Origin of the sequence: Streptomyces sp. NPDC059454 (assembly GCF_042749965.1) — a bacterium.
GTDB lineage: Bacteria > Actinomycetota > Actinomycetes > Streptomycetales > Streptomycetaceae > Streptomyces.
Genome location: NZ_JBHYVC010000002.1, coordinates 222,661 through 247,664 on the forward strand (window position 1 = coordinate 222,661; position 25,004 = coordinate 247,664).

Below are 25,004 nucleotides of genomic sequence, written 5' to 3' on the forward strand. Positions count from 1 at the left end.
GCCGGGGATCAGACGCCCCCCAGCGACTCGAACCGCCACCGGTGCACCGCGCGGGTGACCAGTTCGCCGTCCGGCTCCGGGAGTTCGGGGAGCTCCGCGTCGTACGGGGCGTCCCACCAGGTGATGACCAGGACGCGGTCCTGCGGGGCGCGGAGGGTCTCCCGGCGCAGGGGCCGCCCGGGCAGCTCACGCGCCCGCTCCTGCGCCCAGGCCAGCAGTTCGGCGCCCCGGCCGGGGACCGCGCGGGCCTCCCACATCAGCGCGACGGTCATGCGTACAGGTTCTCCCCGCCGACCTCATGAACGTGGTCGTGTCCGGGCACGTGCGGGTCCGTCACCGGCAGCGAGGAGTCGGCCGACAGGTCCCAGCCGGAGACCGGACGGTTCCGGGCGACCATCTCCGCGCCCAGCGCCGCCACCATCGCGCCGTTGTCCGTGCACAGCTTGGGGCGCGGCACGCGCAGCCGGATGCCGGCCGCCTCGCAGCGCTCCCGGGCCAGCGCCCGCAGCCGGGAGTTGGCGGCCACCCCGCCGCCGATCATCAGGTGGTCGACGCCCTCGTCCTTGCAGGCCCGTACGGCCTTGCGGGTGAGGACGTCCACGACCGCCTCCTGGAAGGACGCCGACACGTCGCGCACCGGCACCTCCTCGCCCGCCGCCCGCTTCGCCTCGATCCAGCGGGCCACGGCCGTCTTCAGCCCGGAGAAGGAGAAGTCGTACGCCGGGTCGCGCGGACCGGTCAGCCCGCGCGGGAACGCGATCGCCCCCGGGTCGCCCTCGCGCGCGTAACGGTCGATGACCGGGCCGCCGGGGAAGCCCAGGTTCAGTACGCGGGCGATCTTGTCGAAGGCCTCGCCGGCCGCGTCGTCGATGGTCGCGCCGAGGGGGCGGACGTCGGAGGTGATGTCCGTGGAGAGCAGGAGGGAGGAGTGGCCGCCGGAGACCAGCAGCGCCATCGTCGGCTCGGGCAGCGGCCCGTGCTCCAGCTGGTCGACGCAGATGTGCGAGGCCAGGTGGTTGACGCCGTAGAGCGGCTTGCCGAGGGCGTAGGCGTACGCCTTGGCCGCCGAGACGCCGACCAGCAGCGCGCCCGCGAGTCCGGGCCCGGCGGTGACGGCGATGCCGTCGAGGTCACGGGCGCCGACGCCCGCCTCCTTCAGCGCGCGCTCGATGGTGGGGACCATCGCCTCCAGGTGGGCGCGGCTCGCCACCTCCGGGACGACACCGCCGAAGCGGGCGTGCTCGTCGACGCTGGAGGCGACGGCGTCCGCCAGCAGGGTGGTCCCGCGCACGACGCCGACGCCGGTCTCGTCGCAGGAGGTCTCGATCCCCAGTACCAGCGGTTCGTCAGCCATTGATCTCGGTTCCTTGTACGCCGTTCCCGTCGACGGGGCTCGCCGGGTTCACAGAGGTGGACGGATCGGTCAGTCGCATCACCAGGGCGTCCACGTTCCCCGGCTGGTAGTAGCCGCGCCTCACGCCGATGGTCTCGAAGCCGAAGCGCTCGTAGAGCTTCTGGGCCCGGACGTTGTCCACCCGGCATTCCAGCAGCACCTCGGCACACTCGAAGGCGGTCGCCGCCCGCAGCAGCTCGGTCAGCAGCCGCGAGCCGAGGCCGGTGCCCCAGTGGTCCCGGGTGACGGCGATGGTCTGCACGTCGGCCGCCGGGACGCTGTCGCCGCCCTGGCCGCCGTCGCCGTCGGACTCCGCACCGGAGGTGGTGAGGCCCGCGTAGCCGACGATCCGGCCGCCCTCCTCGGCGACGACGTAGCGCCGGGTCGCCCCGGGCCCGCGCGCATGGGCCAGCTCGGACCAGAACATCCCGCGCGACCAGGCGTCCTCGGGGAACAGGTCCCGCTCCAGCTCCAGTACGGAGTCGATGTCCCACCAGCGCATCTCGCGCAGCACGGCAGTCTCGGATCCGGTCACTTGGGGGTGACCACCTTGTAGTTCTTGGGGACCTGGGCATCGGGCCGGCGCAGGTACAGCGGCCGGGGCGCGGGCAGCTCCCCGCCCGCCGCGAGCCGCTCGGCGGCCAGCCGGGCCAGGGCGGCGGCCGACACGTGCTCGGGCTCGTGCGCCTTGGGGAAGGTGTCCGGGTACAGCAGCGCGCCGGCCCCGACCGCGGGCAGGCCCGCGACCTCCTCGGCGATGTCGGCGGGCCGGTCCACGGCGGGCTCGGTGAGGCGGGTGCGGGAGTCGGCGTAGCGCGCCCAGTAGACCTCCTTGCGCCGGGCGTCGGTCGCCACGACGAAGGGGCCCTGAAGGTCGGCGGCGAAGGCCAGGCCGTCCAGCGTGCACACACCGTGCACGGGAACGCCCAGCGCGAGCCCGAAGGTGTCCGCGGTCATCAGGCCGACGCGCAGCCCGGTGTACGGGCCGGGGCCGATGCCGACGACGATCCCGGTGACGGCGTCCAGCCGCAGACCTGCCTCGGCGAGCACCCGGTCGATCGCCGGGAGCAGCAGCTCGCCGTGGCGGCGGGCGTCCACCTGGCTCGACGAGGCGATGACGTCGCGGCCGTCGTGCAGCGCGACGGTGACGGCGGGGGTGGCGGTATCCAGAGCGAGCAAGAGCACGCAAACAGCCTACGGCTCCCGCGCCCCCGCCACGGCCGCACGGGGCGGCCGGTCACGTACTGCTACGGTCGCGTCGACGTACGTACATAATGGGTCAGAGTGTGACAGAGGTGACGACGGTGGCAGGTACCAGCTCGGCGATCGTGGCGGGGCTGACCGCGGCGGCCCTCGCGACGATCGGCTACCTCGGCCACCGGGCGGCGGTGACCGTCCCGGACGGGCTGCGCCCTCCGGCGCCCGGCACCGCGGCCGCCGTCCACGAGGCCCTCCGGGACAGGAACCACCCCGCCGCCCTGCCCGCACGGTCGGGGACGGGCGAGCGGGTCGTGTACGCGCTGGGCGGCGACCGGGTGTGGCTGGTCGGGGAGGGCGGCGAAGTACGGCGCACCTTCGGGGTCAGCCCCAGCACGGTGGACCCGGAGCCGGGCACCTACCGGGTCACCTCCCGGTCCGCCGCGGTCACCGGGTCGGACGGCGTTCCGATCGAGCACGTGGTGCGGTTCGCCTCCGTCGACGGCACGGCGATCGGGTTCAGCGCAGCGGTCGACGGCTCGGCGCCGCGACTCGACCCGCAGGAGCGGACGGGCGGCATCCGCGAGACCCGCGCGGACGGCGCGGCGATGTGGGGGTTCGCGACGATCGGACGGAAGGTCGTCGTCGTTCGGTGAGTCCCGGTGTGCGCGTTCCGGCGGGATCATGTGAAGCGGGCCCGTGCGTTCCGACAAGACGTCGGCAAGATGTTGCGTTCGGCCTCCCGGGCGTGGTCACATGGTATCCAGCCCGTGGTTAGGTCTACCTAACCACGCCCGCCCCCGCCCTTCAGGAGGCGTCCATGCCGGCCCACCAGAGCGCCCGCCGGACCGCGGCGCAGTCGCGGCCCCAGCCCGCCTCCGGAATACCGATGCGCGACCTGCTGGCGGCCTGCGCCGCGGCCGCCGCGGTCTCCACCCCGCCCCGCGCGCCGGAACCCCGGCCCTGCGAACCGGCGAAGGACCACCGCGAGGCCGCGTAGACGTACGTACGGAACCGCTCAGGCCGACAGCACGGTCAGGTCGGCCGCCGCCCAGCGCCCGCCCAGGCCGGTCACGGTCACCCGGCGCACCTCGTCGGTGGTGTCGCCGACCGCCCGGTGGATGACGACCTGGAGACGGTCTTCGGTCAGCTCCTCCACCTTGCCCTCGCCCCACTCCACGACGATCACCGACTCCGGCAGCGAGACGTCCAGATCGAGGTCCTCCATCTCGTCCAGACCGCCGGAGAGCCGGTACGCGTCGACGTGGACCAGCGGCGGACCGTCCCCCAGCGACGGGTGCACCCGGGCGATCACGAACGTCGGCGAGGTGACCGCGCCCCGCACGCCGAGCCCTTCGCCGAGCCCCCGGGTCAGCGTCGTCTTGCCCGCGCCGAGCTCGCCCGAGAGCAGGACCAGGTCGCCGGCGCGCAGCAGCTTGGCGACACGCCGGCCGAGCTCCCGCATCTGTTCAGGGGAGTTGATGGTGATCTCTTCCATCGCCGCTCACTTGCAGTAGTACGGTTGTCACGCCCCGCGAGGGGTTGGTCCGGGCTGGACCACAGCCGAAGGCTGGAAGCCACCCCCGTCAGGAGGAGGCGGAGTCACAGCCCTCAACGGTAGTCGTGACGGGCACCGCCCCTGTACGGGCGAGCAGATCGGCGAGGCGATCGGTGACCGCTGCCGGGTGCTCCAGCATCACCAGGTGCCCGGCGTCCGGCACGAGTACCAATTCGGCGCCCGGCAGGAGGCCGGCGATCGCCTCGCTGTGCTCGCTCGGCGTCACCAGGTCCCCCACCCCGGCCAGCACCAGCACCGGCAGGCCGGCGAAGTGGGCGAGGGCCTCGGTCTTGTCGTGGTCGCTGAACGCCGGGTAGTACTCGGCGACCACGTCGATCGGCGTGGCCTCGATCATCCGCTCGGCGAACCGGGCGACCGCAGGGTCCACGTCACGGGACGCGAACGAGTACCGCTTGATCACCCCGGCGAACAGGTCCGCGGTGGCCCGGCGCCCCCGCTCCACCAGCTCCGCCCGCTGCCCCAGCGCCTTCAGCACCCCCGGCAGCACCCGCCGCACCGCGTTGACGCCGGCCACCGGCAGCCCGAAGTTGACCTCGCCCAGCCGCCCCGACGACGTACCGACCAGGGCGACGCCCACCACCCGCTCCCGGACCAGCTCCGGGTACTGGTCGGCGAGGGCCATCACCGTCATCCCGCCCATGGAGTGACCGACCAGCACCAGCGGCCCCTCGGGCGCCGCCGCGTCGATGACGGCCTTCAGGTCCCGTCCCAGCTGCTCGATGGTGACCGGCTCGCCCCGCTCCACCTGCGCCGCGCCCCGCGCCGAGCGGCCGTGGCTGCGCTGGTCCCAGTGCACGGTCCGTACGACGCCCCGCAGCGCGGCCCGCTGGAAGTGCCAGGAGTCCTGGCTGAGGCAGTAGCCGTGGCTGAAGACCACGGTGACCGGGGCGGGGGCCTTGCGGCCGAACAGCCGGCGCCTGCGGCCCGGGGCCGCCGCCGGATCGGGGTCGACGTCGTCGGTCTCGTAGTACAGCTCGGTGCCGTCGTCGGCGTACGCCCTGCCGGGCGTGCCGCGCAGCGCGCCGTACGGCCCCGCGGAGTCGAGGGCGAGCCGGGCCTTCTGCCGCATGCCCCGGCCGACCGTCATCCGCTCTATCGCGACGCCCGCGGCGGCCCCGGTGGCGAGCACGCCTATCGCGACACCCGCGACACCGGTGACCCGGCGCCAGCCCCCGCCGGACGCGCCGGCTGCGGAGGCGGCGGCCTCCGCGATGCCCTCGCTCACGTACCGCTCCCGTTGTTTCCGTCGTTTCCGTCGTTTCCGTCGTTGACGTAGACGCGCGGGACGCGGGTTCCGATCCGGGTGACGATCTCGTACGCGATGGTCCCGGCGGCCTGCGCCCAGTCCTCGGCGGTGGGCTCACCGCGGTCACCCGGCCCGAAGAGGACGGCCTCGGCGCCCGGCCCCGGCTCGTCCCCGCCCAGGTCGACGACGAACTGGTCCATCGCGACCCGGCCCGCGACCGTGCGCCACTTGCCCTCGACCAGCACCGGACCGGTGGAGGAGGCGTGGCGCGGGATGCCGTCCGCGTAGCCGAGCGGGACGAGGCCGAGGGTGGTGGCGCCCGGGGTGACGTAGTGGTGGCCGTAGCTGACGCCGTGGCCGCCGGGGACGTGCTTCACCAGGGCCATCGAGGCGGACAGGGTCATCGCCGGGCGCAGTCCGAGGTCGGCGGGGGTGCCGACCTCGGGGCTCGGCGAGACGCCGTACATCGCGATGCCGGGGCGCACGAGGTCGAAGTGGCTCTCGGGGAGGGTGAGGGTGGCGGGCGAGTTGGCGATGTGCCGCACCTCGGGGTCGATGCCCTGGCCCTCGGCGTACGCGACCATCTCCCGGAACCGGGTGAGCTGGGCGGCGATGGAGGGATGGCCCGGCTCGTCGGCGCAGGCGAAGTGCGACCACAGGCCGGTGACCCGCAGCAGCCCCTCGGCCTCGGCGCGCAACGCCCCCGCGACCAGCTCCGCCCAGTCGTCACCGGGCTGACAGCCGCCCCGGCCGAGCCCGGTGTCGGCCTTGAGCTGCACCCGCGCGGGCCGCCCCGCGAGCCGGGCCGCCCGGGTGACCTCGTCCAACGCCCACATGCCGCTCAGGGACACGTCGAGGCCGGCCTCGACCGCCTCCCGCCAGGGCCCGCCGGGCGTCCACAGCCAGCACATGATCCGTACGCCGTCCGGCACCCCGGCACCGGGCGCACGCAGCGCGAGCGCCTCCTGCGGGGTGGCGGTGCCCAGCCAGGTCGCCCCGGCCTCGACAGCCGCCCGCGCGCACGCGACGGCGCCGTGCCCGTACCCGTCGGCCTTGACCACGGCCATGAAGGCAGCACCGGGCGCGCGCTCGCGCAGGGACCGCACATTGGCCCGCACGGCGGCGAGGTCGATCTCGGCACGGGCCCGCAGCTCCGCACCCCCCGGGGCAACTGTCTCGTTCATCCCGCCCAGTCTCTCAGAGCCCTCCGTTGCCCCTTCCCGTCCCGTCGGCCGAATCAGCCCCTCCGGCGTTTGAGGAGCGGGGTCCGGGGCGGAGCCCCGGGTCGGGACGGGAAGGGGCGGCGGGGGCGAAACACCCTCCGGAACCCACCCGCACCGCCCCTCACCCCCGCACCACACTCCGCCACGCCCCCGCGATCCCCTCCGCCACGTCGTGCGCCCCCATCGGCGCCCCGTCCGCCGCGAAGCGGCCCGCCAGCCCGTGCAGATACGCCCCCGCACTCGCCGCGTCCACCGCCGACAGACCCGCCGCCAGAAGCGACCCCGCCAGCCCCGACAGCACATCACCGCTACCGGCCGTGGCCAGCCACGACGTCCCCGTCGGATTCACCCGCACCACATCCCCGCCCGAGGACGCGATCAGGGTCGTGGACCCCTTCAACAGCACCGTCGCCGCGTACCGCCCCGCCAGCTCCCGCACCGCCGCCAGCCGTCCGTTCTCGACCTCCCCCCGCTCGACACCGAGCAGCGCGGCGGCCTCCCCGGCGTGCGGGGTCATCAGGGTCGGCGCGCGCCGGGCCCGTACCGCCGACGCCTCCGCGAGCCGCAGCCCGTCCGCGTCGATCAGCACCGGTACGTCCGCCGCCAGCACCTCCGCGACCGTCGCCGCGTCGTCCCCGGCCCCCGGTCCGACCACCCACGCCTGCACCCGCCCCGCGTGCTTCGGCCCCCCGTCCGACACCAGCGTCTCGGGGAAGCGGGCGATCACGGCCTGCCCGGCGGGACCGACGTACCGTACGGCCCCCGCGCCGCCCCGCAGCGCCCCCGCCACCGCGAGCACCGCGGCCCCGGGATAGCGGGCGGAGCCGGCCGCGATCCCGACGACGCCCCGCCGGTACTTGTCGCTCTCCGCGGCCGGCACCGGCAGCAGCCGGGCCACGTCCGCGTGCTGCAACGCCTCAAGTTCCGCCTCGGCCGGGAGCGACAACCCGATGTCGACCAGCCGCACCGACCCCGCGTACTCCCGCGCCGGATCGATCAGCAGCCCCGGTTTGTGCGTCCCGAAGGTCACCGTGAGGTCGGCGCGGACCGCCACGCCCCGCACCTCCCCGGTGTCGGCGTCGACCCCGCTCGGCAGATCGACGGCGACCACGGCCGCCCGCGCCCGCCCGGCCGCGTCGGCGAGCGGCACCGCTTCCGGGCGCAGCCCGCCCTTGCCGCCGATCCCGACGATGCCGTCGACGACGAGATCGGCCCGTGCGATCAGCCCTTCGGCACCGTCCGTGCCCGTGGTTCGCCCGCCCGCGCGGCGCAACGCCGCGAGTCCTCCGCCGTGGGCGCGCTCCGGCGCGAGCAGCACCGCGCTCACGCCCGCGCCGCGCCGGGCGAGCCGGGCGCCGGCGTACAGGGCGTCACCACCGTTGTCCCCGCTGCCGACCAGCAGCACGACCCTGCTGCCGTACACCCGCCCCAGCACATCCGCGCAGGCCGCGGCGAGCCCGGCGGCGGCGCGCTGCATCAGTGCCCCGTCCGGCAGCCGTGCCATCAGTTCCCGTTCCGCCGTCCTGACCGTCTCCACGCTGTACGCAGTACGCATGCGTCCGAGTCTCCCCCAGACGGTCCGTCAACTCCCGTAACGGGGAAGCGGACCGCTTGACTCCTTGCCATGCCCTTGCCAAACTCTCCGCCCCCCACAGGATGAATCGATTCAGTCGAATCGGTTCGACGACAGAAGCAGAGGACCCATGGGACGCAGAGCCGCACTTCTCGCAGCAGCCGGCGCCACCGCACTCCTCACCGCCGCCGGCACCATGACGGCCCCGGCCACCGCCGCCACCTCCCCCACGACCACCGCGGCCCCGGCCCCCGCCCGCGCCGCCGCCTGCGGCGACGGCTCCTACCAGGCCGAGGCCGTGCTGAGCGGCAGCACCTGGACCGCCCGGCGCGGCAGCAGCACCGTCTACACCGGCACCGACATGCGCGCGGCCGTGCAGGCGGCGATCAGCAGCCTGTCCTCCGGCCGCACCAGCAAGGAACGGGTCGTGGTCCGCGGCTCGGGCTCCCTCTCCGCCGGTTCCCGCATCTCCCTGCCGAGCTACACGACCCTCGACGTCTGCGGCACCATCGACGTCACCGGCAGCGGCTCCGGCGACCAGGCCCCGGTCTACTCCCGCGGCACCCGCGACATCGAGGTGCAGCACCTCAACGTCACCGGCGCCCCGCTGTACGGCATCTTCCTGCGCAACGTGCAGAACGTCGTCCTCGGCCAGATCGACATGCGCCTCTCCCGCGGCCTCGGCGTCCGCATCGACAACCGCGGCGACACCAGCCAGTGGACCCGCAACGTGCGCATCGACAACGTGTACGTCTCCGGCGCGTCCAGCCACGCCGTGGAGACCTACGGCGTCGACGGCCTCACCGTCGGCACGGTGACCGCCCGCAACGTCGGCGAGTCGGGGCTGCTGCTGAACCAGACCGTCAACGCCACGGTCTCCAAGGTGGACGCGGAGAACGCGGGCACCGGCACCGGGTACGCGGCCTTCCGCATGGCCAACCGCAACGGCCGCATCGGCAGCTCCTACTCCACCAACATCCGCGTCGGCGAGGTGGTCGCCCGCGGCGGCGGACGGGGCGTGTTCTGCGTCTCGGAGAGCGGCGGCGCGACCATCGACAGGATCACGCTCTCGAACACGGGCAACAACGCGATCCTCATCGAGAACTGCTACAACGTGAACCTCGCCGCCCAGAGCGGCACGGTCACCGGCGGCGGCGAGATCCGGCTGGCGGCGCGCTCGGAGTTCGCGAACAACCGGGACATCACCGTCCAGAACCTCACGGTGACCAACTCGTCGATCCGCGAGAGCCCCTGCGGCGAGAACACGACGTTCCGCAACAACCGGCTGGTGAACAGCAGCCAGTCGATCTGCTGACGCACGCGTGCGGGGTGCGGCGTGGTGAGCCGCACCCCGTACGTCCGTCCTCCGCCTCAGTCCGTGGTGAGCATCCCCGCCCGCAGCCGCTTCAGCGTGCGGGACAGCAGCCGGGAGACATGCATCTGGGAGCAGCCGAGCCGCTCACCGATCTCCGCCTGCGTCAACTCCTCCACGAACCGCCAGTGCACGATCTTGCGCTCGCGCTCGTCGAGCTCGGCGATCATCGGGGCGAGCGCGTGGAAGTCCTCGACCAGTTCCAGCGCGGCGTCCTCGGCCCCGATGAAGTCCGCGAGCACGCTCTCGCCGTCCGGCTCGCTGCCGATGGCGGCGTCCAGGGAGGCGGAGTTGTAGCCGTTGGAGGCGATCCGGGCCTCGTTGACCTCGTCCTCGGTCAGGCTCATCAGCTGCGCGAGTTCGGCGGTCGTGGGCGTACGGCCGAGCCGGCTGCGCAGTTCCTCGGTGGCGCGGGCGAGCTGCACCCGGGCCTCCTGGAGGCGGCGCGGCACGTGCACGGACCACGACGTGTCCCGGAAGAACCGCTTGATCTCGCCGACGATGTAGGGGATCGCGAAGGAGGTGAACTCCACCTCGCGGGACAGCTCGAACCGGTCGATCGCCTTGATCAGCCCGATCATGCCGACCTGGACGATGTCCTCCATCTCCTCCGGCCCGCGACTGCGGAACCGGCCGGCCGCGAAGCGGACCAGGGACATGTTCATCTCGATGAGGGTGTTGCGCGCGTACTGGTACTCGTGCGTGCCCTCCTCCAGCTCCGTCAGCCGGCGGAAGAACTGCTTGGACAGCTCCCGGGCGTCCTTCGGCGCGACCTGACCGGGATCGGCGACCTCCGGCAGTTCGGTCACTGTCTGAGCTCGGTCGGTCCGCGCCATCGTCGACGTCACTGTTCGCCCTCCCTGTTCGATCGGCCCCACTTCCGGCACCGGCTCAACCGCGTCTACCCCGGTCCACGCGATACACGCACTCTCTTTTCACACATTCATCGACGGCGGCGGCGCAGCAGCCGCACGAGGGCGAAGACGACGGTGAGCACGGCGGCGACGACGAGGAACACGTCGCCCCAGACCGGCAGGTCGACCCCGGCCCCGGGGAAGGCGAGGGGAAGGGCGAGCACAGGCACCGCCCTCACCCTTCCGCGATCACGACCGCCGAGGCCACCCCGGCGTCATGGCTGAGCGACACGTGCCAGGACCGCACGCCCAGCTCGGCGGCGCGCGCCGCCACCGTCCCCTTCACCCGCAGCCGGGGCTGCCCGTTGTCCTCGCACCACACCTCGGCGTCGGTCCAGTACAGCCCCGCGGGCGCGCCGAGCGCCTTGGCGAGGGCCTCCTTGGCGGCGAACCGCGCGGCGAGCGAGGCGACACCGCGCCGCTCACCGCTGGGCAGCAGCAGCTCGCTCTCCAGGAAGAGCCGCCGGCCCAGCGAGGGCGTACGCTCCAACGACTCCGCGAACCTCTCGATCTCGGCCACGTCGATCCCGACTCCGATGATGCTCATGCGGGAACTTTATTGCGGTGGGGCGGGGGTGGGTGTCGTGAGCGCCGGTCGAGAGGCGACCGTCGGGCCGCCCGCTTCCTCGCCGGTGTCGTGCTTCCGCGCCCCGGGGAAACGAACCGGGCAAGCTCACGGACTGCCGCCGGTCGGGGACACGCGGGGGTAGGTACGGTGGACGTCCACTTCCACGTGGCCGTCGGGCCACTGGTAAACCCCGTCAGGCCGCGCCCAGCTCGCACCACACCAGCTTCCCCCGACTGCCGTCCCGGGACAGCGGCTGCCACCCCCACAGGTCGGAACACGCCCGTACCAGCGCCAGTCCGCGCCCGTCCTCCAGACCGAGGTCGGCGGACCGTTCGAAGGGCAGCGGCGCATCAGGGGGCGCGGGGTCGGTGTCCCAGGCCCCGATCCGCAGCACGCCGGCCCCCCAGCGCACCCGCAGGGCCGCGGGCCCCTTGGTGTGCCGTACGGCGTTGGCGACCAGCTCCGCCGCGAGCAACTCGGCGACGTCGACCAGCCCGATCAGCCCGTGCACCGTGAGGATGAGACGGAGGGTGCGGCGGCTCACCGTGACCGCACGGGGGTCGTTGGGGATGGAGAGGGAGTACTCCCAGAACTCGTTCTCGGGCATGCGTGAACTCCGTTCAGCGGGAGGGGGAGTCGGTCCGCGGGCGGTGGCAGTGCCGCAGCCGTCATGGCAGGACGAGGCGGTGCGCTTCCGCTGCGCTTACATCACGTCACTTACGGTAGACCTTGATTTTAAGACCTAGCAAGCCGTTCCCGTAATCTGAACCTGAAAGAGTCGCTGCAACAGGCGCGTTGAACCGAGGGGCAACCGATGGGAACCAGGCGCGAGCCAACGGCACGACAAAGGCGACTGGGGGCCGAACTGCGCAGACTCCGCGAGGCGGCGGGATTCAGCGCACGCGAGGCAGCGGCACTGCTCAGCGTGAACTCCGTGCAGATCAGCCAGATCGAGTCGGGCATCGCAGGAGTGAGCGAGGAGCGCCTGCGCCGACTCGCATCCCATTACGCCTGCACGGACCGGGAGTTCATCGACGCGCTGGTGGCGATGGCCACCGACCGGACGCGCGGCTGGTGGGAAGAGTACCGGTGGCGGCTGCCCACCTCGTTCCTCGACCTCGCCGAACTGGACCACCACGCCACGTTCCGCCACGAGGTCGCGATCCTGTACGTGCCGGGCCCACTGCAGACCGAGGACTACGCTCGAGCCGTCTTCTCCGCCAGAGTGCCCGAACTGACCGCTGACGAGCTGGAAATGCGCGTACGACACCGGATGGCACGCAAGCGGACCGACTTCCCGTACAAACTGGTGATCCACGAAGCGGCCCTACGCATCAGGGTCGGCAACCGCGCGACGTCCCGTGCTCAGCTCACCACGCTCCTGAACTCGTCCGAAGCGGACGACATCACCGTGCGCATCATCCCCTTCGACTTGGATGACTTTGGCCTGGCCGCAGGCACCATGACCTACGTGGGCGGTCCCGTTGCCAGACTGGACACAGTCGTACGCGACGCACCCCACGGCTCGGCCTTTGTCGACGCCGAGGCACAGCTCGGTGCCTATCGAATGCGTTTCCGTAAAATTGAAGCCGCGTCACTGGAACCGGAACGCTCGCGTGACTTCATCAACCGTCTGATCAAAGAGCTGTGAGGCACTCGATGGACAACTGGCGCAAGTCTTCCTACTCAGGCCCCGATGACGGCAACGACTGCGTCGAGATCGCGAACACTCCCACCCACGTGGGCGTCCGCGACTCAAAAGCCCCCACCAGGGCAACCCTCACCTTCCCCACCGAAGCCTTCGCCACCTTCCTGGACGGTCTGAAGACCTACTCCACCGTCACCGACTTCGCCAGGTTCCGAGGCTGATCCACCTCGTTCCCCCGCGCCGTCGCCAGCTCGCAGGCGAAGACCTGCAACGGCACCGTCGCCACCAGCGGCTGGAGCAGCGTCGGCGTGGCCGGAATCCGGATCAGGTGGTCGGCGTACGGCGCGACCGCCTCGTCCCCCTCCTCCGCGATGACGATCGTCCGCGCACCCCGCGCCCGGATCTCCTGGATGTTGGAGACGATCTTGTCGTGGAGGACGGAGCGACCGCGCGGCGAGGGGACGACCACGACCACCGGCACGTCGTCCTCGATCAGCGCGATCGGCCCGTGCTTCAGCTCGCCCGCCGCGAAGCCCTCCGCGTGCATGTACGCGAGCTCCTTCAGCTTCAGCGCGCCCTCCAGCGCCACCGGGTAGCCCACGTGCCGGCCCAGGAACAGCACCGTGTTCTTCCCGGCCAGCGACCGCGCCAGCTCCCGTACCGGCTCCATCGTCTCCAGGACCCGCTCCACCGCACCGGAGACGGACGACAGGTCCCGTACCACCGCGCGGATCTCGTCGGCCCACTTGGTGCCCCGCACCTGGCCCAGGTACAGCGCGACCAGATAGCAGGCGACGAGCTGGGTCAGGAACGCCTTGGTCGAGGCGACCGCGACCTCCGGACCGGCGTGCGTGTAGAGCACCGCGTCCGACTCGCGCGGAATGGTCGAGCCGTTGGTGTTGCAGATCGCCAGCACGTGCGCGCCCTGCTCGCGGGCGTGGCGCAGCGCCATCAGCGTGTCCATGGTCTCGCCGGACTGGGAGACGGCGATGACGAGGGTCTGCTGGTCGAGGATCGGGTCCCGGTAGCGGAACTCGCTCGCCAGTTCCACCTCGCAGGGGATCCGGGTCCAGTGCTCGATGGCGTACTTGGCGATCAGCCCGGCGTGGAAGGCCGTACCGCAGGCGATGATGACGACCTTGTCGACCTCGCGCAGGACGCCCGCCGGGATGCGCACCTCGTCCAGGATCAGCGAGCCCGCCCCGTCGATGCGGCCCAGCAGGGTGTCGGCGACCGCCTTCGGCTGCTCGGCGATCTCCTTGAGCATGAAGGAGGCGTAGCCGCCCTTCTCGGCGGCGGAGGCGTCCCAGTCGACGTGGTACTCGCGGACGTCGGCCGGGGCGCCGTCGAAGTCGGTGACCGTCACCGCGTCCCGGCGCAGTTCGACCACCTGGTCCTGCCCCAGCTCGACGGCGTCCCGGGTGTGTGCGATGAACGCGGCCACGTCCGAGGCGAGGAAGGCCTCCCCCTCCCCCACGCCCACCACCAGCGGGGAGTTGCGGCGCGCGCCCACCACCACGTCCGGCTCGTCCGCGTGCACGGCGACCAGGGTGAACGCGCCCTCCAGGCGCCGGCAGACCAGCCGCATCGCCTCCGCGAGGTCCGCGCAGCCGGAGAACTCCTCGGCGAGCAGGTGCGCGACGACCTCGGTGTCCGTCTCGGAGGCGAGGTCGTGGCCGCGCTCGGCCAACTCCTCGCGCAGGGCGGCGAAGTTCTCGATGATGCCGTTGTGGACGACGGCGACCCGGCCCGCGTTGTCGAGGTGCGGGTGGGCGTTGGCGTCCGTCGGGCCGCCGTGGGTGGCCCAGCGGGTGTGCCCGATGCCGGTGGTCCCGGTCGGCAGCGGCCGTTCGGCCAGCTCCTTCTCCAGGTTGACGAGTTTCCCGGCCCGCTTGGCGGTGGCCAGACCGCCGTCGGCCAGCACGGCGACGCCCGCCGAGTCGTATCCCCGGTACTCCAGCCGCTTCAGTCCGGCCGTCACGACGCTCAGCGCCGACTGCGGCCCCACGTATCCCACGATTCCGCACATGCCCGGCAGCCTACGGTCCGTCAGCCGCCGGAAAAGGCCTTTCCCTGCCCGAAATCGGAAATTCCCACCGGTGCACGAAAGCGTACGGGCACCGGTGGGAACGGAACGCGGCGGTGCGTCAGGCGAGCTTGCCGAGCTGGGCGTCGGAGACCGCCGTCGGGAAGTCGAAGTCCTCGCCGGTGATGGCGGCGGCGAGGTTGGTGACGGTGAAGGAGGCGACGGTGGCGCCCTTGCGTGCGACGACCAGCTTCATGGGCGTCTTCACGTCCTCGTCCGCGGCCAGGAACGCCGTGACCGCGACCGCTTCGTCGGCGCCGCCGGGCGCCTCGGTCTTCTCGACCGTCAGGATCTTGAGCGGCTCGCCCATGGCGTCGTAGGTGAAGCCTCCGGCGCACTTGGCGGCAGCGGCGTCCACGTCCTTGATGACCTGCTCGGCGCCGCCGTCCTCGTAGGAGGCGAGCGTGACGATCATCTTCTCCGCGCCGAGTCCGGCGAGCAGGGCCTCCTCGGAACCGGCGTCCGCGGCCGGCTTCTGCGGCTCGCCCGTCCAGGACCTCTTCACCGTGGCGGCCGGCGAGCCGACGGGCGCGCCCATCTGCAGGTGGGCGAGCGGCTGACAGGCCGCGTCCTTCGCCTTGACCTTGTCGGCGGCGATGTCGTCCTTGGCGGGCAGCTCCGTCACCTTGCCGTCCTTGACGTCCGCCTGTGCCAGCGCCGCCTTCTCCAGCTCGGCGGCGGTGAGCGCCTCGGCCGCCGGAGCGGCGGAGGCGGAGGCGGCCGAGTCGCCCTTGCCCTTGCTGTCGCCGGCCTTGTCCTCGTCGCCGGAGCCACCGCAGGCGGTGGCGAGCAGGGCGAGCGCGGCGGCGGAGGCGGCGAGCACGGTACGGCGGACGGCGGTGGTTCTCACGTAGGAACTCTTTCTCGAAGGCGCGGAGGACTCCGCGACGCATTGCGCGCAATTCAAACGGATCCTGAACACAGCCGCCGCACAGATGATCACCAGGTGACCACCCGGTATGCGACCGTGACAGCCGCGTGATCTCGGACGGCCACGGGAGCGGCGGGCAGCGTGACACAGCCCACCTGTCACCCCGTTCAAACTCCGTTAACAATGGACTGTGATCTCTCCGGTCTCCCCGATGTCCCGGAGCGCCCACCGGCAACGGCCGGAGGCGACTCCCTACCTCGACCTCACCCGCGCCGAATGGAGCGCGCTGCGCAACAAGACCCCACTGCCCCTGTCGGCGGCGGAGGTCGAACGGCTGCGCGGCCTCGGTGACGTCATCGACCTCGACGAGGTGCGGGACATCTATCTCCCGCTCTCCCGCCTGCTCAATCTCTACGTCGGCGCCACCGACGGACTCCGGGGCGCGCTGAACACGTTCCTCGGCGAGCAGGGCTCCCAGTCGGGCACGCCCTTCGTCATAGGGGTCGCCGGTTCCGTGGCCGTCGGCAAGTCCACGGTGGCCCGGTTGCTCCAGGCGCTGCTGTCCCGCTGGCCCGAGCACCCGCACGTGGAGCTGGTGACGACGGACGGGTTCCTGCTGCCGACGAAGGAGCTCCAGGAACGGGGCCTGATGTCGCGGAAAGGTTTCCCCGAGTCGTACGACCGCCGTGCGCTGACCCGTTTCGTCGCCGACGTCAAGGCGGGCAAGGGGGAGGTCACCGCCCCCGTCTACTCGCACCTGATCTACGACATCGTCCCGGGCGAGAAGCTCACCGTGCGCCGCCCGGACGTCCTGATCGTCGAGGGGCTCAACGTCCTCCAGCCCGCGCTGCCCGGCCAGGACGGCCGCACCCGGGTCGGGCTCGCCGACTACTTCGACTTCAGCGTGTACGTGGACGCCCGCACGGAGGACATCGAGCACTGGTACCTCAACCGCTTCAAGCGGCTGCGCGAGACCGCGTTCCAGGACCCGTCGTCGTACTTCCGCAAGTACACCCAGGTCTCCGAGGAGGAGTCCCTCGACTACGCCCGCACGATGTGGCGGACCATCAACAAGCCGAACCTCGTGGAGAACATCGCCCCGACCCGCGGCCGGGCCACGCTGGTCCTGCGCAAGGGCCCGGACCACAAGGTCCAGCGCCTCAGCCTGCGCAAACTGTGACCGCTACGCTGCCGCCATGCTGCACCTGCGCCTGATCACACCGGCCGACAGAACCGATGACGTGGTCCGACTGATCGAGGGGACGATCGGCACCACGCACCTGTGTGTGCTGCCGGGCGCCGCCCGCGATCCCGCCGGGGACGTCGTGCTGTGCGACGTGGCGCGGGAGGCGGGCGACGACCTGCTCAGCGGGCTGCAGCGGCTGGGGCTGGAGACGAGCGGTTCCATCGCCGTGGAGAACATCGACCTGTCGCTGTCGAAGCGGGCCGGGCAGGCGGAGGAGGACGCGCCGGGCGAGAGCGCGGACGCGGTGCTGTGGGAGCACCTGACCGAGGCCACCCACGAGGAGTCGACCCTCTCGGTCACCTATCTCGCGTTCCTCACCCTGGCCACGATGATCGCGGCCTGCGGTGTGGTGCTGGACAACGCGATCCTGATCGTGGGCGCGATGGCGGTGGGCCCGGAGTTCGGCCCGCTGGCCGGTATCTGCACGGCGGCGGTGCAGCGCCGGCCGCGTCTCGCGCTGCGCTCGGCGATCGCCCTGCTGGTGGGCTTCGCGGTGGCGATGGCGGTGACGGTGGGGTTCAGCCTCTTCATGGACGCGGTCGGGCTGTTCACCAAGGAGCAACTGGGGGGCGAACGGCCGCAGACCGGCTTCGTGTACGCCCCCGACTGGTTCTCCTTCGTGGTGGCGGTCCTGGCCGGAGCGGCCGGCACGCTCTCGCTGACGTCCGCCAAGTCCGGTGCCCTGGTCGGTGTCGCCATCTCGGTGACGACGGTCCCGGCGGCCGCCAACGCCGCGGTGGCGCTGAGCTACGGCGACACCGTCCAGACGTGGGGTTCCACCGAGCAGCTCCTGCTCAACCTGCTGGGCATCATCCTGGCGGGCACCCTCACCCTGCTGGCGCAGAAGTACTTCTGGGCCGGGCAGCACCGGCGGCTGCGCAAGCGGGCGCGCCTGACGGACGTCGAGTGACCGTTGTCCGTTGCCGGCCGACTTCGTTCGACGTTCGCCCATTTCGATCAGGGGGCCGGGAGGCCGATCCTCGAGGTCGTCTTCCAGGGAAAGACGCACCGCGTGGCCATCGGCGTGGCCATCAGCGTGGGCGACAACGGATACCCGATCGGAGCGAACATCGCATGACCTTCGACGAACCAGGGCACGTGCTCGTGCACGCCCGTGGCGAGCCGTCTCCGCTGTACGAGCCGCAGGACGCCGCGGCCCACGACGACCTCGGCACCTTCACCCGCGAGGTTCCGCTGGACGATGACCGACTGGACCTGCCTGAGAAACTGGCCGACGCGCTGCGTTCCTGGTCGCTGTCCCGCCCGTCCGGGGATCTCGCCTCCCGTCCGGTCCTGCGTAAGCACGCCGAGCGAGGCTCGGCGATCGCCCGGCGTCTGGCCCGGCACCTCGGGCCGTCGTGGGTGGTGCGCTACCGGGACGAGCGTCACAGGACGGCGACATGGGTGTGCTGGGGCTGTGACCGCCCGCACGGGGAGCACGACAGCCACAGCGCGCCACCGCATCCCGTCCGCATCACGGTTGAAGGCGAGTACAAGTTCGCTCCGCTCCGCTCGGACGGGTTCGGGGACTTCTTCCCCGACGACCCCTCCGCGGCCCTGGACCTGTCCGACGGGCTCGTCTCCTCGCTCCACGCGTGGGCGACCGAGATCGACACCACCCTGAACCTGGACCTGCGGGACCGGGAGGAGGGGAAGTACGACTCCGCGTGGCAGCGGCTGTTCCACCGGGGATCGGAGCTGGCACAACGGGTCGCGCACGAACTCGGCCCCGCCCGGACGGTGACCTACAAGGGCGTGGCCCACGGAGGTCTCGCCGCGATGACGTCGGTCACCTGGCAGGGGGACCGGCAGGTCTGATCACGGGCTGGAACCGGCTCGGTGGAGCGGGGAGAGTACCCACCCCGCTCCACCGAGCCGCGTCGGAAGACCCTGGGCGCCTACCCCAGCGCCGACTTCACCGCGTCCGCCAGGCGGCTCGCCACCGAGCGGGCCTGGTCGATGTCCGCGGCCTCGACCATGACGCGGACCAGCGGTTCCGTGCCGGAGGGGCGCAGGAGGACGCGGCCCGTCTCGCCCAGTTCGCGCTCGGCCTCGGTGACGGCCGTGGCGAGTTCCGCGGAGGTCCGCACGCGGGACCTGTCGACGTCCGGCACGTTGACGAGGACCTGCGGGAGGCGCTCCATCACCGAGGCCAGGTCCCGCAGCGTACGGCCGCTCTGGACGACCCGCGCCGCGAGCAGCAGGCCGGTGAGCGTGCCGTCGCCGGTCGTCGCGTGGTCGAGGACGATGACGTGGCCGGACTGCTCGCCGCCGAGGGCGTAGTCCTTGTCCTTCATCTCCTCCAGCACGTAGCGGTCGCCGACCGCGGTCTGCACGAGCTGGATGCCCTCGCGTTCCATGGCGAGCTTGAAGCCGAGGTTGGACATCACGGTCGCGACGACGGTGTCGGAGCGCAGTGCGGAACGTTCCCGCATCGCCAGCGCGAGCACGGCGAGGATCTGGTCGCCGTCGACCTCCGCACCGGTGTGGTCCACGGCCAGGCACCGGTCGGCGTCGCCGTCGTGCGCGATGCCCAGCGCGGCACCGTGCTCGACGACCGCGGCCTTCAGCAGGTCGAGGTGGGTCGAGCCGCAGCCGTCGTTGATGTTGAGGCCGTCCGGCTCGGCACCGATGGTGACGATCTCGGCCCCGGCCCGGGTGAACGCCTCCGGCGAGACCTTCGCGGCGGCGCCGTGCGCCTCGTCGAGGACGATCTTCAGACCGTCCAGCCGGTTCGGGAGGACGCCGACGAGGTGGGCGACGTACTGGTCCAGCCCCTCCTCGTAGTCGCGCACGCGGCCGACGCCGGCGCCGGTCGGGCGGTCCCAGGGGGCGCCGGTGCGGTGCTCCTCGTACACGGACTCGATGCGGTCCTCCAGCTCGTCGGCGAGCTTGTGACCGCCGCGGGCGAAGAACTTGATGCCGTTGTCCGGCATGGCGTTGTGGCTGGCGGAGAGCATGACGCCGAGGTCGGCGCCGAGCGCGCCGGTGAGGTGTGCCACCGCCGGCGTGGGCAGCACGCCGACCCGCAGGACGTCCACGCCCGCGCTGGCGAGGCCCGCGACGACGGCGGCCTCCAGGAACTCTCCGGACGCGCGTGGGTCACGTCCGACCACTGCGGTGGGCCGGTGTCCTTCGAACGTGCCCGCCTCGGCCAGTACGTGCGCGGCGGCGACGGACAGGCCGAGCGCCATCTCCGCCGTCAGGTCCGCGTTGGCGACACCGCGCACGCCGTCCGTGCCGAAGAGTCGTCCCACTTGTCCTCCTGAGGGTGCGTCAGTATCGAAAGCCGTTGCCGGGGCCGTGCCGAGGCGTCGGCCCCGTCAGCGCGGTCGACGGTTGTGCCGCTGACGGTGCTGGTGATGTGTTCGACGGTCGCGACGCGAGTGCGGCTCCGCATCCGCGGACACGCGCCACAGCGACGCTGTCCGACCATCCGATCACATTAGCCTTTGAGCGCCTTGTGCCGTTATACGCCCATGGCACTGAATAAACGAACGCCCCGACAGCACTGTGGCGTGCCGCCGGGGCGTTCGGAGTACGCGCGAGCGCCTGAGATTTAGCGCTTGCTGTACTGCGGGGCCTTACGGGCCTTCTTCAGACCGGCCTTCTTGCGCTCGACCGCACGGTCGTCGCGCTTGAGGAAGCCGGCCTTCTTCAGGGCGCCGCGGTTGTTGTCGACGTCCGCCTCGTTCAGCGCGCGGGCGACACCGAGACGGAGCGCACCGGCCTGACCGGAGACACCGCCACCCGCGATGCGGGCGATGACGTCGTAACGGCCTTCGAGCTCGAGCACCTTGAAGGGCTCGTTGACTTCCTGCTGGTGCACCTTGTTCGGGAAGTAGTCCTCGAGGGTGCGACCGTTGATCTTCCACTTGCCGGTGCCCGGGACGATCCGGACGCGGGCGATGGCGTTCTTGCGGCGGCCCAGGCCGGCGGCCGGCTGGGGCTCGCCGAAGCGGGAGGCCATGGACTCCGAGGTGTACTCGCCCTCGACGGGCACCTCGGACTCGGTGGTGTAGCTGTCGATGTCAAGCTCTTCGAGCGGCTGCTCGGCAGTGGTCTCGGCCACGATGCTCCTCAGATTCTGTTCAGTCTTAGGGGGTGGCCGGACTTACTGCGCGACCTGGGTGATCTCGAACGGCACCGGCTGCTGGGCAGCGTGCGGGTGCTGGTCGCCCGAGTAGACCTTCAGCTTCGAGAGCATCTGACGGCCCAGGGTGTTCTTGGGAAGCATGCCCTTGACGGCCTTCTCGATGGCCTTCTCGGGGTTCTTCGCCAGCAGCTCGTCGTAGCGGACGGAGCGCAGACCACCCGGGTAGCCCGAGTGGCGGTACGCCATCTTCTGGGTCCGCTTGTTGCCGGAGAGGTGCACCTTGTCGGCGTTGATGATGATGACGAAGTCACCGGTGTCGACGTGGGGCGCGTAGATCGGCTTGTGCTTGCCACGCAGGATGGAGGCCGCAGTGGAGGCCAGACGACCCAGGACGACGTCCTGAGCGTCGATGACGAGCCACTGGCGCGTCACATCGCCGGGCTTGGGGCTGTACGTACGCACGGTTCGTAGCCTTCGCTTCTTCAGTGAATGGTCCTGACAAGGTCACCGAAGACGATCACGACAGCCTTGACCGCACCACGGTGACGCAAACCGCGTGCTGGTCGCTGGTCATCGGTCCGGTGGACCGGTGTAAGGGCCCCTCACGTGAGAATGAGCAAGCCACTACACACAACGAACACGCAGAATACCCGCCCCCGGCCGGGTGGGTCAAAACGACCCCGTTCCCGGTGGGCTACACCGGTTCCACGGCCGTACGCCGCTCCCCCGCCGTCCCGCTCGGGCCGTCCGTCTCCCGCGTCCCCCGGACGCAGTGGTACGCGACCGTGACCGCCAGGACGCACAGCGTGCAGGCGTCCCGGAAGGCCCGGCGCCGCCCCGCCTCCAGCCACGGCCAGGTCACCCCCGGCAGCTGCGGCACCAGGGCGAGCCAGAACCAGGGCCGCCGCGCCACCGCGCCGGCGTACGGCAGACCGGCGAGCAGCAGCGGCAGGACGACCAGGAGGTAGTGACTGTAGGAGGGCCGCGACACCAGGAACGCCGAGAGCATCAGGCCCGCGGACGTCTCCGCCAGCCGCAGCTCCGCCGGACCCGGCCCGCGCCAGCGCCGGTACGCGCACACCACGCCCGCGGCGGCCGCGAGCAGCGCGAGCAGCACGGCCGGGGCCCGGGGCACGCCGAGCCGGGGCAGCACGGCCGCCGGCGAGGCCTCGTAGAGCCGTACGAAGGCGTCGTCGCCGCTCAGCAGGAACGGCAGGGTGCGGGTGAGGAAGCCCGTGGGGTCGGGCAGGAACAGCGCCGCCGAGACCGAGGCGGCCGCCGGGATCAGCACCAGCACCGCCAGCGCCCGCCGGCGGCGCGCGAAGAGGAACAGCAGCGCCATCGGCGCGAGCAGCGGCTTCAGCGCCACCGCCACCCCGATGACCGCGCCCGCCGCGACCCACCGGCCCCGGCTCGCCAGCAGCAGGCACAGCGGCAGCGCCGCCACGGCCGTCACCGTCCAGTTGCCCAGCCGCACCAGGTGCCCGAACGGCGCGAAGCCGGCCGCGAGGCCCAGCAGCCCGAGGACGGCGAGCCTGCTGCACAGCGGCACCCGGTGCAGCCGCAGGGCGCAGGCCCAGCCCAGCGCGAGGGCGAGGACCACCGCCACCGGCACGGCCACGTCGAGCAGGGACCGCGGCAGCAGCGCCTGCGGGGCCGCGGCCACGACCGCGCTCGGAAAATAGAGGAAGTGACGGTCGTCGTACGGCGAACCACCGTCCAGCCAGACCCGCGCGGCGTCCACGACGATCGCGTTGTCCATCCCTCCGTCCGAGGTCACCAGCACCGTATGCACCGTCAGCGCCCCCAGCACCGCGGCGAGTCCGGCCCACAGGGGCCCGCCCGCGGGGCGTACCAACCACCCGGAGATGTCGCTTTTGCCCGTCGCCATGGCGGCAACGCTAGAGCCCGCGGGCCCCGTTGAGGCGGACCAGCACGCCCGGGCCCCGTCTAAGATGCGCCCCATGAGCTTTGGGCAGGGGGGACCCCAACAGCAGTGGGATCCCTGGAAACCGAATTCCCAGCAGCAGCCCTGGAGCGGCGGCGACTCCGGCCAGTCACCCGACTGGGCCGCGCTCGCCGACGCCTCCGAGGCCCGCGCCAAGCGGCGCCGGCTGCTGTTCATAGGCGGCGGCGCGCTCGCGACCGTCGCGATAGGCACGGCCGTGGCGGTCGCCGTCGTCTCGGCGAACGGCGGCGGCACCGAGGCCTCCCCGGGCGCCTCCTCCCAGCTGCCCGGGGGCTCCGACATCGACATACCGAGCCCCACGGGCACGGTCCCGTCGTTCGCCCCGACGAGCGCCCCACCGCCGCTGGACCCGAAGGACTTCATCGCCAGCGCGAAAAAGGACAAGGCCCCGCTGAGCCCCGACATCCTCTTCCCCGGCACCCAGCTGACCATGGGTGAGACGGTGTACAAGAAGGGCCCGACGGCGGACACCGGGAACTGCGCCTCGGCCGCGAAGTCCACGCTCCCGAAGGTCCTGAACGACAACGACTGCACCCGCCTGATCCGGGTCACCTACACCAAGGACGACATGGCGGTGACGGTCGGCGTGGCCGTCTTCGACACCGAGGCCCAGGCGACCAGGGCCAAGCAGCAGGCCGACAAGAAGAGCATCGTCAAGTCGCTGTCGGGCGGCGGCGTCAAGGACTTCTGCTCCGGCGCGGTCTGCCGCACCACCACCAACTCCTACGGCCGCTACGCCTACTTCACCATCGCCGGCTTCACGGCCGGCAAGGACGTGACGACGAAGGACAAGGCCGTCTTCACCACGGGCGACGACCTGCAGACGTTCACGGTCCGGCAGATCCACCGCAGGGGCCAGGCCCAGGCGTCGGCGGCGGCGAACGAGTAGCCGCCGCCGCGGGGCGGGAACGTCACAGCCGCTTGGCGCTGCGCAGCGTCTTGGCGTAGTAGCCGTTGCCGTCCAGGCGGGAGACGCCGCCGACGTCGCCGATGGTCGGGCCGTTGACCTCCTCCCGGCTGGAGACGAAGATCAGGTGGCCCTCGGTGTCGTAGCCGAGCACCATGCCCACGTGGTCCAGCCGGTCCTTGGTGCGCGTGTCGAGCTTGAAGAAGACGAGGTCGCCGGGCTGGAGCTGGTCGATGTTGGACGGCCGGTCGTCCGGCGACACCCCGGCCAGCGGGAGCACGTCGACGCCCTCCTCGGAGCGGGCCATGCCGTTGGCGGTGCGCGGCAGGCCGTCGCCGGAGCCGGCGTCCGAGGACATCAGCGGGTAGCGGGCGCGGTAGCCGAGCACCATGCGGATGAAGCCGGAGCAGTCCAGCGACTTGGCGCGCATGGTCTCCGGCGCGCCGATCGTGCCGTCCCGGAACGGGTACTGGACGCCGAGGTAGTCGTAGAAGTCGGACTGCTCCAGGCGCAGGTCGCCGCCCTCGGCGCCGCCGGTGTTCAGCGGACCGAAGTTCGCGTCACCGGCGTAGACGATGCCCTGCTCGTCCTTCTTCTGCGAGGCGCCCGCCACGTACTGGAAGGCGAAGGCGAACAGGTCGTCCTCCTTGCTGTCCCGGTACTCGGCGTACCACTCCTCGAACCACTTCTCCTTCTCGGCGCCCTTCTTCCAGGTTTCGGGCATGAGCCGGACCCAGTCCGTGGTGGAGACCTTGGAGGAGGTCGAGGCCGGCTCCTCGAAGGTGCGCGCGGGTCCGGTCAGCGTGGCGGTGCGCGCCCCGTCGGTGAAGACGGCCCGGATCTGGCCGTCCCCGTCGCGCAGCACGGAGCGCGCGGGGTTCTCCAGCCGGGACCAGCGCACCTCGCCCTGGTCCTTCGAGGTGCCGCCGGAGCCGCCGGCCCCGTCCAGGACGCCGACGTTCCTGACCTCCGTGACGCCCGGCTCCTCCTGCTTGCGCAGTTCCAGGGTGAGGTAGCCGGAGGTCGCGACGAGCACCAGCACCACGAGGCCGGAGACGACCGGACGCGACTTCTTCTTCGCTTTCCCTGCCACCGTTCACTCCTCCGTTGTCATTG

Annotated in this window: 28 protein-coding genes; 9 read left to right on the plus strand and 19 right to left on the minus strand. The window is 71.9% G+C overall.

What is annotated here, in order from left to right; genetic code table 11:
* Window positions 1-8: 8 nt before the first annotated feature.
* Genes ACFXAE_RS02390 through tsaB form a run of 4 tightly spaced genes read right to left on the minus strand, consistent with a single transcriptional unit; the run spans window position 9 to window position 2,578 of the window.
* A complete protein-coding gene (locus ACFXAE_RS02390; RefSeq protein WP_384706806.1) occupies window positions 9-272 on the minus strand; it encodes a hypothetical protein in 264 nt (87 codons plus the stop codon).
* Window positions 269-1,354, minus strand: coding sequence for a tRNA (adenosine(37)-N6)-threonylcarbamoyltransferase complex transferase subunit TsaD (tsaD, locus tag ACFXAE_RS02395; protein ID WP_384706808.1), 1,086 nt, complete (start codon window positions 1,352-1,354; stop codon window positions 269-271). The genes ACFXAE_RS02390 and tsaD overlap by 4 nt, the downstream gene beginning before the upstream one ends.
* The gene (gene rimI, locus ACFXAE_RS02400) at window positions 1,347-1,928 is read right to left on the minus strand and encodes a ribosomal protein S18-alanine N-acetyltransferase (RefSeq protein ID WP_384706810.1); all 582 of its coding nucleotides are present in this window, start codon (window positions 1,926-1,928) and stop codon (window positions 1,347-1,349) included. Before rimI ends, tsaD begins: the two co-directional genes overlap by 8 nt.
* Window positions 1,925-2,578: a tRNA (adenosine(37)-N6)-threonylcarbamoyltransferase complex dimerization subunit type 1 TsaB gene (gene tsaB, locus ACFXAE_RS02405; RefSeq protein ID WP_384706812.1), complete on the minus strand. Its 654-nt coding sequence runs from the start codon at window positions 2,576-2,578 to the stop codon at window positions 1,925-1,927. Before tsaB ends, rimI begins: the two co-directional genes overlap by 4 nt.
* Window positions 2,579-2,697: 119 nt before the next feature.
* On the opposite strand from tsaB, the gene ACFXAE_RS02410 reads away from it, so the two are divergent.
* Together ACFXAE_RS02410 and ACFXAE_RS02415 are read left to right on the plus strand one after the other, a co-directional pair.
* Window positions 2,698-3,246 carry a hypothetical protein gene (locus tag ACFXAE_RS02410; protein WP_384706814.1) on the plus strand — a complete coding sequence of 183 codons (549 nt, stop codon included), beginning with the start codon at window positions 2,698-2,700 and terminating at the stop codon, window positions 3,244-3,246.
* 164 nt (window positions 3,247-3,410) lie between these two features.
* Window positions 3,411-3,590, plus strand: a complete 180-nt coding sequence (locus ACFXAE_RS02415; RefSeq protein WP_384706816.1) for a hypothetical protein — start codon at window positions 3,411-3,413, stop codon at window positions 3,588-3,590.
* Window positions 3,591-3,608: 18 nt separating this feature from the next.
* Here the strand turns inward: ACFXAE_RS02415 and tsaE are convergent, their stop codons facing one another.
* From tsaE to ACFXAE_RS02435, 4 genes are all read right to left on the minus strand, one after another.
* A complete protein-coding gene (tsaE, locus tag ACFXAE_RS02420) occupies window positions 3,609-4,088 on the minus strand; it encodes a tRNA (adenosine(37)-N6)-threonylcarbamoyltransferase complex ATPase subunit type 1 TsaE (RefSeq protein WP_384706818.1) in 480 nt (159 codons plus the stop codon).
* 88 nt (window positions 4,089-4,176) lie between these two features.
* Window positions 4,177-5,394: an alpha/beta fold hydrolase gene (locus tag ACFXAE_RS02425; RefSeq protein WP_384706820.1), complete on the minus strand. Its 1,218-nt coding sequence runs from the start codon at window positions 5,392-5,394 to the stop codon at window positions 4,177-4,179.
* On the minus strand, window positions 5,391-6,599 hold the full coding sequence (gene alr, locus ACFXAE_RS02430; protein WP_384706822.1) for an alanine racemase: 1,209 nt from the start codon (window positions 6,597-6,599) through the stop codon (window positions 5,391-5,393). The genes ACFXAE_RS02425 and alr overlap by 4 nt, the downstream gene beginning before the upstream one ends.
* Before the next feature lie 160 nt (window positions 6,600-6,759).
* Window positions 6,760-8,193 (minus strand): NAD(P)H-hydrate dehydratase, encoded by a 1,434-nt coding sequence (locus ACFXAE_RS02435; RefSeq protein WP_384706824.1) that lies wholly within the window; start codon window positions 8,191-8,193, stop codon window positions 6,760-6,762.
* Between the two features lie 148 nt (window positions 8,194-8,341).
* Between ACFXAE_RS02435 and ACFXAE_RS02440 the strand changes: the two genes are divergently transcribed.
* Entirely contained in the window at window positions 8,342-9,526 is a 1,185-nt protein-coding gene (locus ACFXAE_RS02440) for a hypothetical protein (RefSeq protein ID WP_384706826.1), read from the plus strand.
* A gap of 56 nt (window positions 9,527-9,582) precedes the next feature.
* Here the strand turns inward: ACFXAE_RS02440 and ACFXAE_RS02445 are convergent, their stop codons facing one another.
* The 4 genes from ACFXAE_RS02445 to ACFXAE_RS02460 all read right to left on the minus strand — a co-directional run bounded on the left by ACFXAE_RS02445 (window position 9,583) and on the right by ACFXAE_RS02460 (window position 11,672).
* Window positions 9,583-10,419: an RNA polymerase sigma factor SigF gene (locus ACFXAE_RS02445; protein ID WP_384706889.1), complete on the minus strand. Its 837-nt coding sequence runs from the start codon at window positions 10,417-10,419 to the stop codon at window positions 9,583-9,585.
* A gap of 107 nt (window positions 10,420-10,526) precedes the next feature.
* Window positions 10,527-10,667 carry a hypothetical protein gene (locus ACFXAE_RS02450; RefSeq protein ID WP_384706828.1) on the minus strand — a complete coding sequence of 47 codons (141 nt, stop codon included), beginning with the start codon at window positions 10,665-10,667 and terminating at the stop codon, window positions 10,527-10,529.
* 5 nt (window positions 10,668-10,672) lie between these two features.
* Window positions 10,673-11,044, minus strand: a complete 372-nt coding sequence (locus ACFXAE_RS02455; RefSeq protein WP_384706830.1) for a holo-ACP synthase — start codon at window positions 11,042-11,044, stop codon at window positions 10,673-10,675.
* A gap of 214 nt (window positions 11,045-11,258) precedes the next feature.
* Window positions 11,259-11,672 (minus strand): ATP-binding protein, encoded by a 414-nt coding sequence (locus tag ACFXAE_RS02460; RefSeq protein ID WP_384706832.1) that lies wholly within the window; start codon window positions 11,670-11,672, stop codon window positions 11,259-11,261.
* A gap of 207 nt (window positions 11,673-11,879) precedes the next feature.
* On the opposite strand from ACFXAE_RS02460, the gene ACFXAE_RS02465 reads away from it, so the two are divergent.
* Complete coding sequence (locus tag ACFXAE_RS02465; protein WP_384706834.1) at window positions 11,880-12,716, plus strand: helix-turn-helix domain-containing protein; 837 nt, start codon at window positions 11,880-11,882, stop codon at window positions 12,714-12,716.
* A gap of 8 nt (window positions 12,717-12,724) precedes the next feature.
* Window positions 12,725-12,934, plus strand: a complete 210-nt coding sequence (locus ACFXAE_RS02470) for a DUF397 domain-containing protein (protein ID WP_384706891.1) — start codon at window positions 12,725-12,727, stop codon at window positions 12,932-12,934.
* Here ACFXAE_RS02470 and glmS read toward each other — a convergent pair.
* Together glmS and ACFXAE_RS02480 are read right to left on the minus strand one after the other, a co-directional pair.
* Window positions 12,895-14,742, minus strand: a complete 1,848-nt coding sequence (glmS, locus tag ACFXAE_RS02475) for a glutamine--fructose-6-phosphate transaminase (isomerizing) (RefSeq protein ID WP_384706836.1) — start codon at window positions 14,740-14,742, stop codon at window positions 12,895-12,897. The two genes, ACFXAE_RS02470 and glmS, sit on opposite strands and share 40 nt — an antisense overlap.
* Window positions 14,743-14,860: 118 nt before the next feature.
* The gene (locus ACFXAE_RS02480; RefSeq protein WP_384706838.1) at window positions 14,861-15,649 is read right to left on the minus strand and encodes a hypothetical protein; all 789 of its coding nucleotides are present in this window, start codon (window positions 15,647-15,649) and stop codon (window positions 14,861-14,863) included.
* A 232-nt stretch (window positions 15,650-15,881) separates the two neighbouring features.
* On the opposite strand from ACFXAE_RS02480, the gene coaA reads away from it, so the two are divergent.
* From coaA to ACFXAE_RS02495, 3 genes are all read left to right on the plus strand, one after another.
* Window positions 15,882-16,850 (plus strand): type I pantothenate kinase, encoded by a 969-nt coding sequence (gene coaA, locus ACFXAE_RS02485; RefSeq protein ID WP_384706840.1) that lies wholly within the window; start codon window positions 15,882-15,884, stop codon window positions 16,848-16,850.
* A 16-nt stretch (window positions 16,851-16,866) separates the two neighbouring features.
* Window positions 16,867-17,826: a DUF389 domain-containing protein gene (locus ACFXAE_RS02490; protein WP_384706842.1), complete on the plus strand. Its 960-nt coding sequence runs from the start codon at window positions 16,867-16,869 to the stop codon at window positions 17,824-17,826.
* Window positions 17,827-17,990: 164 nt separating this feature from the next.
* Entirely contained in the window at window positions 17,991-18,734 is a 744-nt protein-coding gene (locus ACFXAE_RS02495; protein WP_384706844.1) for a hypothetical protein, read from the plus strand.
* A gap of 80 nt (window positions 18,735-18,814) precedes the next feature.
* Here the strand turns inward: ACFXAE_RS02495 and glmM are convergent, their stop codons facing one another.
* From glmM to ACFXAE_RS02515, 4 genes are all read right to left on the minus strand, one after another.
* Window positions 18,815-20,173 (minus strand): phosphoglucosamine mutase, encoded by a 1,359-nt coding sequence (gene glmM / locus ACFXAE_RS02500; protein WP_384706846.1) that lies wholly within the window; start codon window positions 20,171-20,173, stop codon window positions 18,815-18,817.
* A gap of 302 nt (window positions 20,174-20,475) precedes the next feature.
* On the minus strand, window positions 20,476-20,988 hold the full coding sequence (gene rpsI / locus ACFXAE_RS02505) for a 30S ribosomal protein S9 (RefSeq protein ID WP_250071000.1): 513 nt from the start codon (window positions 20,986-20,988) through the stop codon (window positions 20,476-20,478).
* 42 nt (window positions 20,989-21,030) lie between these two features.
* Complete coding sequence (gene rplM / locus ACFXAE_RS02510; protein WP_384706848.1) at window positions 21,031-21,474, minus strand: 50S ribosomal protein L13; 444 nt, start codon at window positions 21,472-21,474, stop codon at window positions 21,031-21,033.
* Between the two features lie 232 nt (window positions 21,475-21,706).
* Window positions 21,707-22,903, minus strand: coding sequence for a glycosyltransferase family 87 protein (locus tag ACFXAE_RS02515; RefSeq protein ID WP_384706850.1), 1,197 nt, complete (start codon window positions 22,901-22,903; stop codon window positions 21,707-21,709).
* Window positions 22,904-22,976: 73 nt separating this feature from the next.
* On the opposite strand from ACFXAE_RS02515, the gene ACFXAE_RS02520 reads away from it, so the two are divergent.
* Window positions 22,977-23,870, plus strand: coding sequence for a hypothetical protein (locus ACFXAE_RS02520; RefSeq protein WP_384706852.1), 894 nt, complete (start codon window positions 22,977-22,979; stop codon window positions 23,868-23,870).
* Between the two features lie 22 nt (window positions 23,871-23,892).
* On the opposite strand, the gene ACFXAE_RS02525 is transcribed toward ACFXAE_RS02520, so the two are convergent.
* Entirely contained in the window at window positions 23,893-24,981 is a 1,089-nt protein-coding gene (locus ACFXAE_RS02525; protein WP_384706854.1) for a C40 family peptidase, read from the minus strand.
* Window positions 24,982-25,004: the final 23 nt, after the last annotated feature.